This is a genomic window from Ancylomarina salipaludis (assembly GCF_004122035.1).
Classification (GTDB): domain Bacteria; phylum Bacteroidota; class Bacteroidia; order Bacteroidales; family Marinifilaceae; genus Ancylomarina; species Ancylomarina salipaludis.
In genome coordinates this window covers 26987-44012 of record NZ_SAXA01000022.1, presented here as the reverse complement: position 1 = coordinate 44012, position 17026 = coordinate 26987, and the positions used below count along the sequence as shown (strand labels likewise).

Annotated in this window: 13 protein-coding genes and 2 rRNA genes; 8 read left to right on the top strand and 7 right to left on the bottom strand. The window is 36.0% G+C overall.

Going from position 1 to position 17026, the window contains the following annotated elements; translation table 11 throughout:
- The 4 genes from EO244_RS16180 to EO244_RS16165 all read left to right on the top strand — a co-directional run.
- A 23S ribosomal RNA gene (locus tag EO244_RS16180) occupies positions 1-110 on the top strand; the annotation flags it as partial.
- Between the two features lie 106 nt (positions 111-216).
- Positions 217-327, top strand: a 5S ribosomal RNA gene (rrf, locus tag EO244_RS16175).
- Between the two features lie 330 nt (positions 328-657).
- Positions 658-2646 (top strand): putative porin, encoded by a 1989-nt coding sequence (locus tag EO244_RS16170; RefSeq protein WP_129255729.1) that lies wholly within the window; start codon positions 658-660, stop codon positions 2644-2646.
- Positions 2647-2735: 89 nt separating this feature from the next.
- Positions 2736-4172: an MltF family protein gene (locus tag EO244_RS16165; protein WP_129255728.1), complete on the top strand. Its 1437-nt coding sequence runs from the start codon at positions 2736-2738 to the stop codon at positions 4170-4172.
- On the opposite strand, the gene EO244_RS16160 is transcribed toward EO244_RS16165, so the two are convergent.
- A complete protein-coding gene (locus EO244_RS16160; protein WP_129255727.1) occupies positions 4143-4802 on the bottom strand; it encodes an NUDIX hydrolase in 660 nt (219 codons plus the stop codon). The genes EO244_RS16165 and EO244_RS16160 overlap by 30 nt on opposite strands.
- Positions 4803-4928: 126 nt before the next feature.
- Complete coding sequence (locus EO244_RS16155; protein ID WP_129255726.1) at positions 4929-6173, bottom strand: ABC transporter permease; 1245 nt, start codon at positions 6171-6173, stop codon at positions 4929-4931.
- Between the two features lie 127 nt (positions 6174-6300).
- Between EO244_RS16155 and EO244_RS16150 the strand changes: the two genes are divergently transcribed.
- Together EO244_RS16150 and EO244_RS16145 are read left to right on the top strand one after the other, a co-directional pair.
- Positions 6301-7494 carry an exo-beta-N-acetylmuramidase NamZ family protein gene (locus EO244_RS16150; protein WP_129255725.1) on the top strand — a complete coding sequence of 398 codons (1194 nt, stop codon included), beginning with the start codon at positions 6301-6303 and terminating at the stop codon, positions 7492-7494.
- A 95-nt stretch (positions 7495-7589) separates the two neighbouring features.
- Positions 7590-8171 (top strand): thioredoxin family protein, encoded by a 582-nt coding sequence (locus EO244_RS16145; RefSeq protein WP_129255724.1) that lies wholly within the window; start codon positions 7590-7592, stop codon positions 8169-8171.
- A 53-nt stretch (positions 8172-8224) separates the two neighbouring features.
- Here the strand turns inward: EO244_RS16145 and EO244_RS16140 are convergent, their stop codons facing one another.
- The gene (locus EO244_RS16140) at positions 8225-9424 is read right to left on the bottom strand and encodes a pyridoxal phosphate-dependent aminotransferase (protein ID WP_129255723.1); all 1200 of its coding nucleotides are present in this window, start codon (positions 9422-9424) and stop codon (positions 8225-8227) included.
- Positions 9425-9991: 567 nt separating this feature from the next.
- Here EO244_RS16140 and EO244_RS16135 point away from each other — a divergent pair.
- Positions 9992-10783 carry an SMP-30/gluconolactonase/LRE family protein gene (locus EO244_RS16135; RefSeq protein WP_129255722.1) on the top strand — a complete coding sequence of 264 codons (792 nt, stop codon included), beginning with the start codon at positions 9992-9994 and terminating at the stop codon, positions 10781-10783.
- Between the two features lie 145 nt (positions 10784-10928).
- Here the strand turns inward: EO244_RS16135 and glmM are convergent, their stop codons facing one another.
- Complete coding sequence (gene glmM, locus EO244_RS16130) at positions 10929-12317, bottom strand: phosphoglucosamine mutase (protein WP_129255721.1); 1389 nt, start codon at positions 12315-12317, stop codon at positions 10929-10931.
- 332 nt (positions 12318-12649) lie between these two features.
- On the opposite strand from glmM, the gene EO244_RS17130 reads away from it, so the two are divergent.
- Positions 12650-13903 (top strand): pseudouridine synthase, encoded by a 1254-nt coding sequence (locus tag EO244_RS17130; protein ID WP_129255720.1) that lies wholly within the window; start codon positions 12650-12652, stop codon positions 13901-13903.
- Between the two features lie 76 nt (positions 13904-13979).
- Here EO244_RS17130 and EO244_RS16120 read toward each other — a convergent pair whose 3' ends face one another.
- From EO244_RS16120 to EO244_RS16110, 3 genes are all read right to left on the bottom strand, one after another.
- Positions 13980-14324, bottom strand: coding sequence for a DsrE family protein (locus EO244_RS16120; protein WP_129255719.1), 345 nt, complete (start codon positions 14322-14324; stop codon positions 13980-13982).
- Positions 14325-14335: 11 nt separating this feature from the next.
- Positions 14336-15376 carry a selenide, water dikinase SelD gene (gene selD / locus EO244_RS16115; protein WP_129255718.1) on the bottom strand — a complete coding sequence of 347 codons (1041 nt, stop codon included), beginning with the start codon at positions 15374-15376 and terminating at the stop codon, positions 14336-14338.
- 149 nt (positions 15377-15525) lie between these two features.
- Positions 15526-16809, bottom strand: coding sequence for a S41 family peptidase (locus EO244_RS16110; RefSeq protein WP_129255717.1), 1284 nt, complete (start codon positions 16807-16809; stop codon positions 15526-15528).
- Between the last annotated feature and the right edge of the window lie 217 nt (positions 16810-17026).

The window sequence follows — 17026 nt, the reverse complement described above, 5'->3', positions numbered from 1 at the left end:
AGATGAGATTTCTTTAAAGGGTCGTTGGAGACGACAACGTTGATAGGCCACAGATGTAAAGGCAGTGATGTCAAAGTCGAGTGGTACTAATTACCCATAAGCTTATGAATGCTGAGGTCCATGGTTGGATTCTTCGCTGAAATTACAACTACTTTTTTTTCAATATGTCTATGATATTTGTTTCAGCTAGTGAACACTGCTGATAACTGAAGATTTTCAGGTATCTATAGCAATGGGGTTCCACCTCTTCCCATCCCGAACAGAGAAGTTAAGCCCATTAGCGCCGATGGTACTGCCAAGTGGTGGGAGAGTAGGTCGATGCCAACTTTTAAGCGTCTTATTCCAAACGGAGTAAGACGCTTTTTTTATGCCCTTAATTTTGGATTACAATGTGATACCTTAATCTAAGAATCAAATAATTCAATCTCCGGAGTTAGTATTTTACATTAATATTAGTAATTTGATTTTGAATTTTTATTAAAGTATCCTGTTTTTAATGTTAAATTAATTTTACGGATAATTATTTGATTTGCAACACAATCTATCCTGTTTACTTCGTCTGTTTATTACGTCTTTTCGTCAAGTATTAATGTTTTTTAACCGATAAATTGTTAAAAAGTAATTTTCTTACTGACACTTTCCTTATATTTGCAGGCTATGAAACAAATTTTCATATTAATCATATTTACCCTGTGCTTGAGCTCGTCTTTGACAGCACAAACTGAAATCAATTCTCTTAAGTTAGGAAACAAAGGAGAACGTGGTTTGAGACCTGATGGAGTAAAGCGTGATGGAGAGAAAAGTGAGATGGATAGTCTAGGCTATAATAGCGTTGAATCCCACATCAATACTTGGCGACTATCAGATTACGGAACTCGTAAATCCATCCTTCATGTGGATACTTTATTGGGGAATATCCATAATTTCAATCCAATTTATCAGAGAAGTATTGCAAATTCCTATCTAGGAAATTTAGGTTCACCTTATCAGAGTAATATTTTTATCGATCGTGTTCGTAATGAATCATTCATGTTCTTCAATACTTTTGAAGCTTACATGAATATGCCCAATGAAATTCTATTTTTTAATACGACGACACCTTTTACTAGTTTCTTTTATGAAACTGCTGGATCGAAGGATAAGGCAGAGAATAAACTTCGAGTTTTACATACCCAAAATATTAATCCGTTTTGGAATGTGGGTATTAGTTTTAATTTGATTTCGAGTGAAGGTCAATATCAAAATCAAAAAACAAAACTTTACGATTTCAATTTGTTTTCGAGTTACGAAAAGGGCCGATATGGTGCTCATTTTGTATTGAATCAGAATAAGATTGATGTTAACGAAAATGGTGGCGTTAGCGACGACAAACAAATTAGCGACACCGTTATCGATCCTGAGAATGTTAGAGTGCAGTTGTCTGAAACGAAGAATAAGTTAGCTAACTTTAATTTTGTTGCCAATCAATATTACAATTTGGGAGTGGCTAAGGAGCTTATCACAGGCGCTGATACCACTCAAATTTATCCTGTTAGAGTGGTTCATGAATTGAATTTCGAATCAGATAATCGAAAGTTTAAGGAATCAGCTGTTAATCCTGATTTCTTTACAAATACCTATTTGAATAATAGTACAAGCGCCGACGAAACATCACTTAAGATGCTGACCAATGGTTTTCATTTAATTTTTAATGAGAATCAGAATAAGAAATTGAGTTTTGGGGCACGTTTAGGTTTATTAAATGAATTATCTACTTATAACCTTCGCTTGCCTGTTGGCGAGAACCAATATTCTCAGAAAGACAAGAATATCCATAATACCCAATTAATGACAAGTATTTTTCGCCAGACGGGTGAAAATTGGAATTGGAAATTTTCGGGAAACTACGTTGCCGAAGGGTATAATCAAAACGACTACCAACTTGATGGTGATATGACTTATCAATTTGGCGATACGGTTAACAGACATCAATTAAAAATTACGTCTCAGATTAAATCTAAGAGACCTGATTTTTTGATGGAACAATATTATGGCAATCATCAGCAATGGTCTTTAAATTTGGGTAAAAGCAATGAATTAGCTCTTGGATTAGAATATCAAATAAAGAAATACGGATTTAAGATAGGTGGCCAGATCAATAATATTGAGAATTACACTTATTTTGGTTACGATACATTAGTTTCTCGGGAAAGCAAGTCTATTCAGGTTGCAACGGCTTATCTTGAGAAAGATTTTAGATTAGGAAAGTTTACACTAAGTCAGAAAATCGTAGGGCAGAAGAGCTCTAACGAAGATATCCTGCCTTTACCGGATCTTTCAGTCTACAGTAATAATTATTATTCAAACACATTTTTTAATGGTGCCTTAGACATACAAGCAGGTTTCTCTGTTTATTACAATACTTCATTTAACGTTCCGAATTACATGCCATCAACTGGACAATTCTTCTTGCAAAAAGAGCGAGAATTAGGTGATTATCCAAAAGTTGATCTGTATTTCAATTTTAGAATTAAGCGTACACGTATATTTATCATGTACGAACACTTAAATGCTAAGATGGGTAGTCAAAACTACTTCAGCTCTCTTCATTATCCAATCAATCCAGGTATGCTTAAATATGGATTGCGATGGACTTTCTACGATTAGGAATAGCATAATATTTTGACCAACGGACATGTCGTTTTTTGGTTAGGTACCCGTTTTTTTTTAATTTAAATAACGGTAAGAAAATTCATATGTTTAAATTTAAATATATAAAGTTAATCATTCCTCTGATACTCATGATCTTCTTGCAGACGTGTAATCACAATCGACAAACGATACGACTACGTCAGCCAGATAAGACTGTGCTTGGACTTAAGCATATTAAACTTCGTGGGAAATTAAGAGTGAGCACTGATTACAATTCGACCAACTATTTCATTTATAAGGGTCGGGCAATGGGATTTCAGTATGAATTATTGAAAGCACTTGCTGAACACTTGGATGTGAAACTGGAATTAAATGTTGAAAATGACCTTTCATCGGCATTTGCAAACTTGGAAAATGGTGATATTGATCTTATTGGTATGAATCTGTCCATTACTCAAGACAGAAAAGAACGCTTTAATTTCACTTTGCCTCATAGTCAATCAAAACAAGTTTTAATTCAGCGTAAAGCCAGTGTGAACGATTCTGTATCCGTTGTAAGAAATCAACTCGAACTTGGTGATAAATTGATTCATGTTCAACAAGCTTCTGCTTATGTGGAAAGGCTGAATAACTTATCTAAGGAGATTGGTCGTTCAATTCATATTGAGAAAGAGGAAAATATTGAAGTAGAAGAATTGATTGAAAAGGTTGCTAATGACGAGATTGATTATACGATTGCCGATCAGAATGTGGCTGTTGTTAATACAAACTATTATCCCAATATCGATATCGAAACGGAGATTAGTTTTCCTCAGGATATGGCCTGGGCTCTGAGAAAAGGGAGTGATGAATTGACGGAAGCGATTAATCAATGGCTAAAGGGTTTTAAAGGGAGTGCAAGGTATAATCAGATTTATCGTAAATATTTCTTAAGTCCACGAATTGAAAAGCGTCATAAAAGTGAATATTTTACCCTAAAATCGGGTAAGATCTCTAAATATGATGAACTCATTAAAAAGGACTCCAAATTGATTGATTGGGACTGGAGATTGTTATCAGCTTTGATTTCTCAGGAGTCTCATTTTAATCCCGATGCCAAGTCGTGGGTTGGAGCCTTTGGTTTAATGCAGCTGATGCCTGAAACGGCTTTCCGTTACAATGTAGATGAAGATTCAAAACCAGAGGAAAACATAAATGCAGGTGTGAAGCATCTTAAATATTTAAGTCGTCGACTGGATAAAATTTTAATTGACAAAAAGGACAAATTAAAATTTATGCTGGCAGCTTATAATGTTGGATTAGGCCACATTCTTGATGCCAGAAGACTAGCTAAAAAAAATGGTCAGGATCCGGATTTATGGAAAGGTAGCGTAGAGTATTATCTTTTAAATAAATCAAAACCGGAATTCTATAAAGATCCGGTTGTGAGATATGGGTATTGTCGTGGTGAAGAGCCGTACAAGTATGTGAATAATGTTTTATCTATTTATGAGCATTATAAAAATACGGTCTCACTCGATGAGATTAGCTCGCTTGAGTAATTCTTCGAGTTCTGAAATAATCATAGCGGTTGCTCCCCAAAGTTTATGACCTTTGACTTCGTAGTAAGGGGCTTTAATTTCAAAGCCATTTTTATGAATTATTTCTTCATGTTTGTTATCATTTCTGAATAATTCCTGAATATCGGTTTCAATTATTTGATGGACTTCAAAATTATCAGCTTTGAATTGGGGTAATCCTTCGTAATACCCGACTATGGGTTGAACTTGAAAATTACTGATTGGTATATACAAGCCGGTAATAGGCCCAATAATATGTATTTTGTCACCGCAAAGACCGAGTTCTTCTTCCGTTTCCCTGATAGCTGTATTAACCAAATTTTTATCACTAAGCTCATATTTACCTCCCGGAAGACTAATTTGCCCACTATGGTTGTGATCGCCATTGCTTCGTTTTATAAGTGGAAAGTATAGTTTATCACCTTTTTGATAAAAAAGAATGAGCACACTACTGTCTCTGGCTAAATTAGGGTCGTTTTTTTTATTGGAATGATTACGTATGGAAGGTGACATTTTTTGTTGTGCTCTGCTTCCTGGTAATCCATTCTGAATTTCTTTGATGAAATCTTCTACAAACTGCTCTATATTATTTATCGAATTGGGATGTATCATATCTAAAGGTATTTTAAACAACCATTAAATATACTGAAAAGCTCAATTCAAACTTCTGTCTGTAAGGAATAATTTATACGTGTGAGACTTGATATTGATTAAAATATTCAATAATTGAATCGTAATTTAGTCAAATCTTATCGCTTTACTTGGAGTAATTCTGGTAATCCAATACGAGGGAACAATCAACATGCTTACGGTCGCAATAAGTGTTCCTATATTTAATAGAAGAAGATGGATAATATTTAGGTTTATAGGGACTGTATCGAGATAATAATTGACAGGATCGAGACTAATTAGCTGAAAGTGATATTGAATCAGGCAAATTCCGATTCCAATCAGATTTCCCAGAATCATCCCTTTTCCTATAATCATTGCTGATTGATACAAAAATATTTTCCGAACCGACCAATTGTCAGTACCCAGAGCTTTTAGAATACCGATCATATTAGTTTTCTCAAGAATAATAATTAGTAAGCCTGAAACCATATTGAAGCCTGCAACCAGAATCATTAAGGCCAGAATAATCCAAACATTCAGATCGAGCATTTCGAGCCAGTTAAAAATTTGAGGGTATTTTTGTTTGACACTTCTGACTTTGAATGTCGACCCATCATCTGTGAATATACCAGCTACATTGTCGCTAATAAGTTCTTTAGTTTCTTCCAAATCTTTAAAATCATCCAAAGTGATTTCAATACCACTTACCTGATTGTCTGTCCAGTTATTTAATTTTTGAATATGACGCATGTCACAAATCACAAAGAGCTTATCGAATTCGTCCATTCCAGAGTTATAGATGCCTTTGATTGTAAAACGACGCGTCCGAACAGGTTGCTGAACAAAGTACAAGGTGAGCTTTTCGCCTAATTTTAAGTGGAGTAGTTTAGCCAGTTTTTCCGAGATAAGGATATCGTTGCTTTTAACTGAAGGAAGCATATCGATTATTTCTCCTTCAACCAACTTGTCTTTAAAAAATGCCCAATCGTAATTTTGAGAAGCTCCACTGAGAACCACACCTTGAATCTCGTTTTCGGTTTTGATTATGCCGGGTTTTGTGGCGTAGGTTTGTATGTGTTTAATGCCTTCAACTTGTTCCAATTGATCTATAGGAATCAGATTTTTATCAATGGGATAGGTTTCAAAGGAGCTATTATTGTCGTAATTACTGATCTGAATGTGAGATCCAAACCCGGTCAGTTTTTCGGTAATACCAGCTTTAAACCCCGTAACAATAGCAATTGCAAGAATCATCACTGATAATCCAAGGGCAATTCCCAGAGTCGCAATGCTAATAATAGGACGAGAAATCTGGCGGTCAGATTTATTCTGGTAGGTGATTTTTCTGGCAATGTGTAGTTCTAAATTCAAATCAATAATTTTTATCAGAGATTATTTTAAAAATCAACTACCCTTAAGTGTTAATAATAATTTAATTGCTAATTGTGTTAGATACAAAAATAGTAATTTCACACTTACTAAATCTAAAATTAGAAGAATGCTACGAAACAAAGCCAAACTCTTAACATTTATTTTATGTTTTTTGATTTTACAAACGGCCTGCTCACAGAATAAAGCCGATAAAATTAGGCCTGCAGCTGAATGTTTTTCGACTTATCAGTCAATATTGAAAGGTAAAAAGGTTGCGCTTGTTGCGAATCAGGCTTCTTTGGTTGGAGGTGATCATCTGGTGGATTTTCTTTTGTCAAAAAATATAAATTTGATAAAAATCTTTAGCCCCGAACATGGCTTTAGAGGAAATGTTGATGCTGGAGAAAAAGTAATGGATGGTATCGATCCGAAAACAAAGCGGCCTATTGTATCGTTGTATGGCAAACACAAAAAACCTTATCCTGACGATTTAAAAGGTGTCGATATGGTTGTTTTCGATTTGCAGGATGTTGGGGTACGATTTTATACCTATCTATCGACCTTGCATTATGTGATGGAGGCTTGTGCTGAGAATCAAGTTCCTTTATTAGTTTTGGATCGACCGAATCCGAATGCACATTATATTGATGGACCCGTTCTGGAATCGGACTGTAAATCGTTTGTTGGTTTGCACTCTGTGCCTATTGTTTATGGAATGACCATTGGAGAATATGCTTTGATGATAAATGGTGAAAAGTGGTTGAAAAATGGAATCCAATGTCAATTGACTGTTGTCCCTTGTGAAAACTGGACAAGAAACTCGAGATATGAATTGCCTGTAAAACCTTCACCAAATTTGCCAAACTATCAAGCGATTCAACTTTATCCTTCGCTCTGCTTTTTTGAAGGGACCGTTATGAGTGCAGGTCGGGGAACCGATTATCCTTTCCAAATTTATGGACACCCGAAAATGAATAAGACTAAATTTGAGTTTAAACCCAGAAGTATTCCCGGTGCGAGTAAAAATCCAAAGTTTAAAGGTCGAGTTTGCCAGGGTGAAGATTTAAGGACGATTAATATTGATAGTTTTCGATTGAAAAAGCAGTTGGATTTATCTTTTCTTTTGAAAGCCTATTCAGAATTGAAAGATTCAACTCAATTTTTTAATACATTTTTTGAAAAATTGGCTGGAACTAAAGGATTACGTCAGCAGATTATTCAGGGACAATCTGAAAATCAGATTCGAAAAAGCTGGCAGGGGAATCTTGATAAATTTAAGATGATAAGACAGAAATATTTACTTTATCCCGAAAATGAATAGAAATATTGGGAAGCTATTTAAATTTGAGTCTCATAATTTAGAATCCTTAAGAATAATATTTAACTTGAATCTTATTTATTCTAAAATTAAAGAAAATGGCATTTACCTTACAATTGTCTGATAAAGCACCAGATTTTAAATTGCCTGCAACCGACGGGATTTTATACAAGCTTTCCGATTTTAAATCGTCGAAATTGCTGGTCGTTTTTTTTACTTGTAATCACTGTCCTTATGTGATCGGTTCTGATGAAGATACGCGTGCAATAGCTGATAAATACATTCCGCATGGGGTTGAGTTCGTGGCTATCAATTCCAATTCTGCTAATACTTACCAGGAGGATGATTACGATCATATGGTCGATAGGATGGAGGAATACGATTTCCCGTGGGTGTATTTGCACGACGAAACGCAAGAGATTGCGAAGGCTTACGGAGCTTTAAGAACGCCACATTTTTATCTTTTTGATGAAGCAAGAAAATTGATTTATACGGGGCGTGCAGTCGATAACCCCAAAGATATATCTAAAGTTCAGGTTAGAGATTTGGAAAGAGCCATTGATGAGTACCTGGCCGGAAAACCGATTTCTGTACCGTTGACAAATCCGATTGGATGTAATGTGAAATGGGATGGAAAGGATAAGCATTGGATGCCTGTAGATGCCTGTGATTTGATATAAAAACAAAAGGCTGTTCAAATGGAACAGCCTTTTGTTTTTAATCGATATTTTATTTAGATCGTTCTTCCTGGGTAAACTTTAAGCGCTTCAGCCAAAGTTTCCATTGCTTTAGCGAGTTCTTCTTTTTTAAGAACGTAAGCAACACGAACTTCGTTTTTACCTAAACCAGGTGTTGCGTAGAATCCCGTAGCAGGTGCAACCATTACAGTCTGGTTGTTGTATTCGAACTCTTCAAGAATCCACTGTGCAAACTTATCTGCATCATCAATCGGAAGTTTTACTACAGTATAGAAAGCACCTTTAGGTGTTGGGCAATATACGCCTTCCATCTTATTCAGGGCTTCTACAGTAAAGTTACGACGATCGATGTATTCGTTATAAACTTCGGTGAAATATTCAGCTGGAGTATCAAGAGATGCTTCAGCAGCAATTTGACCAAAAGCTGGAGGACATAAACGAGCTTGAGCAAATTTCATTGCAGTGCTGATAATGTCTTTATTTTTAGTGATTAATGCACCAATACGTACACCACATTCGCTGTAACGTTTCGATACTGAGTCCATAAGAACAACATTTTGCTCTAAACCTTCAAGGTTCATCGCAGAGAAATGTTCTTCGCCATCGTAACAGAACTCACGATATACTTCATCAGAGAACAAGTACAAATCATGCTTAAGAACAAGCTCGCGTAATTGATCTAATTCTTCTTTTGAGTAAAGGTATCCTGTTGGATTATTAGGGTTACAAATAACGATCCCTTTAGTCTTAGGTGTCATTATTTTTTCAAACTCTTCGATTGAAGGCAAAGCAAAATCGTTCTCGATGCTTGATGTGATTGGCTTAACGACAACACCCGCTGCAATAGCAAAACCGTTGTAGTTCGCATAGAATGGCTCAGGAATGATAATTTCATCACCTGGGTTCATACACGACATCATTGCGAATGTAATTGCTTCAGAACCACCTGTTGTAATCAACATCTCGTTTTCGTCAACATTAATTCCGATGTTCTGGTAATACTTAGCCAATTTTTTGCGATAAGAAATATTACCTGCTGAATGAGAATATTCAATCACTTTTTCAGTGCAATTTCTAATGGCTTCCATTGCAACCTCAGGGGTTTTAATGTCTGGCTGACCAATGTTCAAAGGGTATACAGTTCGACCTGCAGCTCTTGCAGCTTCTGCATAAGGAACCAATTTACGAATTGGCGATTCTGGCATCAAGCGTCCTTTATCCGAAATTTGTGGCATTTGTTATGTGTTTTTTATAGCAGTCAGATCGCTTCTCAATGTTTAAGAACGTCTTAAACGATGACTTGCATCCAAGCACTAGAATTGAGTTTTGTTTAGAACTTCATTTGCGCCAAAAGTAAATAAAAATCCAAGTAAAAAAAATGCTTTTCGACTTGTTTTGGAAAAAGAGTCTAAGGCCTTGAAATTGAAATAAAAACAGGCTCTGTATTCTCAAATCTAAATCGTTTGTAATTTCGCATGGAATCAGAAACATAATACTATTGTAGCAATCGACAGACGTATCAGGTGATGAATAGGTATATCTGTTTTTATTTGTAGTTATTTGGATCGTTTTGTTTGTTTTGGTTTTGAAAGTTTTTTTTTAGCTTGACTGTAAATTGATCTGCCTGGATAATAAATTCAAATTCCAAGTGTAACGACTCTTTAAATCAGGGTATTATAGCCTTTGTTTTTCTAGTTCATTGTATATTTGTTTGACTATTAATTTGATATAACAGATAGGGTAAATCCAGTTTAGATACTCTTGTTAATGTTAACTAACCAAACCCAATTAGATAAATTGTTATGACTAAACACTTCCTTATTCTTAGTTTTTTCCTTCTGGTAAGTGGGATCTCCATGTCGCAATCGTATAATAATCCTGAAAGTATTGTATACGATCAGGCGGTTGATCGGTATTTTATATCGAATAAGGGGGGAAATACCATTGTACAATTAAACTCAGATGATAAGCTGACTAATTTCATAATTTCCGATTTAGATGCTCCCAAAGGATTATTGATTGTTGGGGATACATTGATTTCAGTTAATAATAGATCTGTTCAAGGTTTTTTATTATCCAATGCCAAAAGAGTTTTTAATGTTTTGATAGAAGGTGCAGTTTTTATGAACGATGTCACAACTGATAATAAGGGAAATCTTTATGTGTCGGATACCAATACGGGTGTAATTTTTCAGATATCGCTTAAAACAGGTGAATATTCAAGTTTGGTAAGCAATCTTAAAAATCCGAACGGTCTGCTATTTGATTCGAAAAGCAATGCCATTCTTATTTGTAATTGGGGGCAAAATGCTAAAATACAATCCTTCAACCTTACTGATTCCAGTTTACATGATCTGTTAACTACCCAATTGAATAATTTGGATGGTTTAGCAAAAGATAAAGCTGGAAATCTTTATGTCTCTTCGTGGGGGAGCAATGCTGTGTATCGTTTCGATCCATTATTTAAAAATTCCCCTGTTTTAATTTCGGAAGGACACAATGGACCTGCAGATATATTTATTAGACAGGATAAACAGATATTATGTATTCCCAACTTTAATTCTAATACTATTCAGTTTGTTAATCTTGATTAATCAACGAGAAATAAATACAATATGATTTTAAGTTTTGTGGTTGAAAAGTGGGCGATTAGTTGTCGATACGACTAATTGCCCTAAAATTAAAAACCTGCTGTAATAATACTACAGCAGGTTTTTACTATTTAGTTTACTTTCTTTATTAGGAAATAACCTCTTTAATTTCTGAGATGATTTTCTCAGCTAAAGCATTCGCTTTTGCTTCATCTTTACTTTCAGAGTAGATACGAATGATAGGTTCCGTATTCGATTTACGAAGATGCACCCACTCTTCAGCAAAGTCGATTTTTACACCATCAATATCGTTTACTTTCTCATTTTTATATTTTTCTTTCATGGCTACTAAAACCGCGTCAACATCAATTTCAGGAGTTAATTGAATTTTGTTTTTTGAGATGAAGTAGCTTGGGTACTCAGCGCGAAGTTCCGATACTTTCTTCCCTTTTTTTGCCAAGTGAGTTAGGAATAATGCGATTCCAACCAGTGCATCACGTCCGTAATGCGATTCTGGGTAGATAATACCGCCGTTACCTTCGCCACCAATAATGGCATTCTTAGCTTTCATTTCGGTTACAACATTTACTTCACCTACGGCAGACGCTGTGTATTCACCATTATGAGCATTTGTTACATCAGCCAAAGCTCGAGTCGATGACATATTGGATACGGTGTTTCCAGGTGTGTTTGCTAAAATATAATCTGCTACTGCTACAAGTGTATATTCTTCACCAAACATACTGCCATCTTCACAAACCATTGCCAAACGATCGACATCAGGATCGACTACAAAACCCACATCAGCTTTACCAGCTTTCATTACATTGGCAATTTCAGTCAGATGCTCAGGAAGAGGTTCCGGATTGTGTGGGAAATGACCATTAGGCTCACAATAAAGCTCAATGATATTTTCTACACCCAAAGCTTTTAAAAGTTGTGGGAGTACAACGCCACCAACCGAATTTACAGCATCGATAGCAACAGAGAAATTTGCTTTTTTGATGGCTTCGACATCAACGAGTTTCAGGTTTAGTACTTCCTGAATATGTCTTTCGTTATAATCATTAATATGAGTTACTTGTCCCAAATCGTCAACTTCTGCAAAAAGGAAATCTTCTCTGTCTGCAATTGATAAAACCAATTTACCATCTTCATCGTTAAGAAATTCCCCTTTTTCATTTAGTAATTTTAGGGCATTCCATTGTTTGGGGTTGTGACTTGCTGTCAGGATAATTCCTCCATGAGCTTGTTCCCCAGTTACAGCAATTTCGGTAGTTGGTGTTGTTGCTAATCCAATTTCAACCACATCAATACCTAATCCCATTAGCGTACCGACTACAATTCGATCAACCATTTCACCCGAGATACGAGCATCGCGCCCCACAACAATTTTTACACGCTGACCTTTGTGACGTCTAATTGCCCAAGTGCCATAGGCTGCTGTAAATTTTACAATGTCCAGAGGACTTAATCCGTCGCCAACTTGCCCACCAATGGTCCCTCTAATTCCGGATATCGATTTAATTAATGCCATATTTTATATTTTTTGAGTTACAATTTTGGATGGAGAAGTTTGTAAGTGTAAAACCTTCTCCTGATTTTTTTTCGAAAATCATGTAAAAATAATAAACTATTAGATTGAAAACATAAGAATGGAAGCAGATTATCAATTTTATTACTTTCCATTTTTTTCTACTTCTTTGTGATAGGCTTTCCTGAAATACAATTTGTATGAATTGATTATCTTTTTTCTTTATCCTTATTTCTACTTTATCCTTGTTTATCCTTTTTCATTGATATTGAGTAGATATTTGCTGATATTTGATAACTTTGTAGGCTGAATAATAACGAAAAGTTGTTAAAATAATGGAAGATAAGAAATACGGAAATAAGCAAAGAGGAAAGCAGTCTTTCCGTTCCAAGAGAAATGATGAACCTCGTTCTTCTGAGTCAAGATTCAAGAGAACTTCAAACTCATCTGATAGAAGAGATGGTGAAGGGACTGAATTTTCTAATAAAAATTCTGATAGAGCTGGTCGTTCAGTTTCTGGTGAGGCTAGAGAAAACAGATCACCAAGAACATCGGACAGACTTGAGTCTGCACATAAGAAAAATAAAAAACCTTATAGAGGTAAAAATAAACCAACAACTCAAAGAGAGGAAAAACGTCCTTCTGGTTTGCGTGTTGGAAAATCTGTTGTTCGCGAAGAAAAAGAAGAATTTTCACATAAGGGGACAGAAAGAAGCTATAAGGATAGAAAGAGATTTCAACACAGAGACAAAGCTAACCGCCCGGAAAGAACTTTCGAAAAGTTCGAAGACAGAGCTGAGGGCGAAGAAGGATTTCAGGTTAAGAGTAAATATTCCAAGAAGAAACAATTGGAATATAACCGCTTGAATGGCCCGGCTGATGGAATGATGCGTTTGAATAAGTTTATTGCTAATTCAGGTGTTTGCTCGCGTCGCGAGGCTGATAAACTGATTGCTGACGGACAAATCATGGTGAATGGTATTACGGTTACCGAAGTGGGAACTAAGGTAAGCATGGATGATGATGTTCGTTTAGACGGGGTGCGTTTGATGGCTGAGGCTAAGGTTTACCTTTTGATGAATAAGCCTAAGGACTTTGTAACAACACTGGATGATCCAACAGGTAGAAAAACCGTAATGGATTTGATTGGTGATGCCTGCGAAGAGCGTATTTATCCGGTTGGAAGATTGGATAGAGATACTACGGGGGTTCTGTTATTTACCAATGATGGTAATCTGACTAAAAAACTGACACATCCTAGCTACGAGAGAAAGAAAATTTATCACGTTCATCTGGATCGTAATATTACCAGAGAAGAATTGCTTAAGGTTGTTGATGGTTTAGAGCTTGAAGATGGTTTTATTCAGGCCGATGAAATTAGCTATGTTGATCCTAAGGATAAGTCTCAAGTGGGTATCGAGATTCACTCGGGTAAAAATAGAATTGTTCGTCGTATTTTTGAACATTTAGGTTATAAGGTTGAGAAACTTGACCGTGTTTATTTTGCCGGACTGACCAAGAAGAATTTACCACGAGGAAAATTCAGATTCTTAACTCAAAAAGAGATTAATATCTTAACTCATTACTAGATTTAAGATTTAGATAGAAATTAAGCCCATCCGATTCAATCAGATGGGCTTATTCATTTATAATGAGTTTGTGGACCTAAAGATTAATTACTTTAGAGGCATCAGCTTGCAGAGTAATAATATCCTGCATGGTTCCTTGTATACCAACTTCTACCTTATCTATTAGTTTATAAAAATTCAGGCAGGTTTTGCAGATAATCATTTTTACGCCTGCTTCTTCCATTTCTTTTAATGTATCAAGCACCGGAGAACCTGTACAGGTTAATTGAACACCTGCATTATAAAATGTGATAATTTTAGGTAATTGTCCGTTCGTTAAAGAAAGTTTCAGGTAGTTTGAAATTAAGATCAGGCCTAATTCCTCATTGCCGGTACCCATTCCATTTTTATTGATCTGAACTAAAGTGTTGGAATTGTTCATATAATTTTAGCTTATTTTATATTGATATAGGCTTCATTGTCATTTTTGCGCTCAGAAAGCTCTCCTATTGATTCCAGATTGAAACCTTCTGCTTTCGCGACTTCTTTAAATGCAGCAATGTGCTCATTTTCAACAGCAACAAGTAATCCGCCACTGGTTTGAGGATCGCACAATAGTGATTTTTGCAATTCCGTAATTTCACCGATTAAATGGCCATATGATGCCCAGTTTCGGCGTGTTCCTCCAGGAGTTGATCCCTGTTCAATCAGTGCTTCTACACCTTCCATTTTTGGAACAGCCTGGAAATTAATTGTGGCATTAACATTCGAGCCTTCGCAAATTTCGCTTAGGTGACCTAAAAGACCAAAACCGGTTACATCGGTCATCGACTTTACATAATCCAGCTCACCGAAAACTTGTCCAACTTTATTTAAGCGACACATTAAATCAACTACGGTTTGATTGTTTTCGTGAGCGATCAGTTTCTTTTTCTCAGCTGTTGTAAACACACCTATTCCAAGTGGCTTAGTCAGGAAAAGACTGCAGTTTGGAGTTGCTGTATTATTTTGCTTGACTCTATTGGTTGAGACAATACCATTTACAGATAAGCCAAAAACAGGATCTGAAATATCGATAGAATGACCACCTGCCAATTGAATGCCGGCATCAGCGCAAACATCGCGAGCACCTTCAATAACCTGTTGAGCCAGTTCGGTTGGCAATTTATCCAAAGGCCAGGCTAAAATAGCAAGAGCCATAATTGGTTTGCCCCCCATGGCGTACACATCGCTGATGGCGTTGGTTGCTGCTATTCGTCCAAAATCGTATGGATCATCAACAATTGGCGTAAAAAAATCGGTGGTGCTAATGATAGCTGTCCCGTTTCCCAAATCGAAAACGGCAGCGTCATCTTTGCTATCGTTACCAACCAATAAATTTGGATCTTTTATATGAGGCGCACTCGACTTTAAGATAACTTCTAAATCTTTTGGCGATATTTTACATCCACAACCGGCTCCCGGACTGAATTGTGTTAACTTTTTAGTTTCCATCGAAATGAATCTTATTATATTCGAAATGATAATATTGGAGTGCAAAGGTAGGGCTTTTTTGTTCCTATGGTACTTGTTATATAACAAAATGAAAGAGGTAACCATTCAGGCTACCTCTTAATTCTATTGTATAAATTGGATCGTACTGATTAGAATGCACTGATCAATTCGTCTAAGCCTTTGCGTACAAATTCGCGTTTATGTCCTGTTTTAGCTCTGGCAGTCACTGCGGGGAATGTATTGTTATTGATATAATTCAGTGCTGCTTTTAGGTTTGTTTCATCAACATCACCCCAGTCATGTGTGATATCATCTTCAATTTCATAATCAACATTGATTCCATTAAAATAATACCCCTGATCATCTTTATCAGTAACATGAAAGGTAATAGGTAGAACCGCTAAGTTGAATTCAGGTACTTCGAAAACTCGCATGCCAACAGGTTTTCCGTGTGTTTGGGTTCCGATCAGTACGATATTTTCTTCTCCCATGTAAGGTTTCAGTGAATTAATGACCAATTCGCTGGCAGATGCGGTTCCTGAAGTGGTGATTACAAAGATTCGATTAAAGCCATATGCTGAGGTTTGATCTGAAAATGGCTCAGAAGAATTTACCGAACTTTTAGACTCATTGAAAATGTATTTTGAAAAGACTTCACCTTTATGTGTATTACCCGTTATAAGTGCAGCCAATTGATTGGCAATATCGGTACTCCCCCCTCCATTGTAGCGTAAATCGAGAACCAATTCTTCAGCACCTTCGCTTTTAAAATACTCAAATGCTTCGTTTAATTCGGCTTCTGAACTATCTAAAAAGCTGTCGAACACAAGATAAGCCACTTTTTTCGTCTGATTAGGAATCATGCTTCGTTTAATCACCGTGTTCTGATTCATCTCTTTTTTCGATAGACTCAACGTTTTTTGTTCGCCGGAGTTGTTTTCGAAAACTAAATCTACCTGCTCATTTGAGAGCATTTCTTTGATTTGATCTTCGGACATCTCATTAGTTGCTTGACTGTTAATTTCGACCAATTTCCAGGAACGGGTAATTCCTTCAGCATAAAGATCCGATTCATCGTATACCAGACTTATCCGAGGCACATTCTGCCCCTCTTCGAATTTGAGGTCGAAGCCATAGCCTTTATAGGTTCCATTGGCAAAATAGGCTAAAAGAACATCCAGATTTGCGATAAAACTCCATCTGTCCTGTGAGACTAAAAGATCATCGAAATACTTATTCAAATCCGTGTAGTTGCTGGCATCCAGGTTTGGAAGTTCATCGTTCCACAAATACCATTCTCCCATGATATCATCAATAACTTCAACGATCGTTTTATTACTTTTTTTATCGTCGTTATTATCATCTTTATTACATGCTGTGAAAGTAAAAAGGAGTATTAAAACAAATAGCCAGGTCTTATTAAACTTAAACATATGGGGAATTTTGAGTTAAAATATATTTTTTGCCCGATAAAGTTAATATTTCTATAGTAGAAGATTGTATGGGAAAAAGAAATTTTGGCTTCGTCTTATTATTCTGTTTGTGAGTTGACAAAATGAGATTTGGCAAGAAATGACTAAAGAGAGCTAATTTGAATCAATCATATTTTCAAGTTGTATTTATTTTATTTAAGCAAACGTTTTCGGTGTA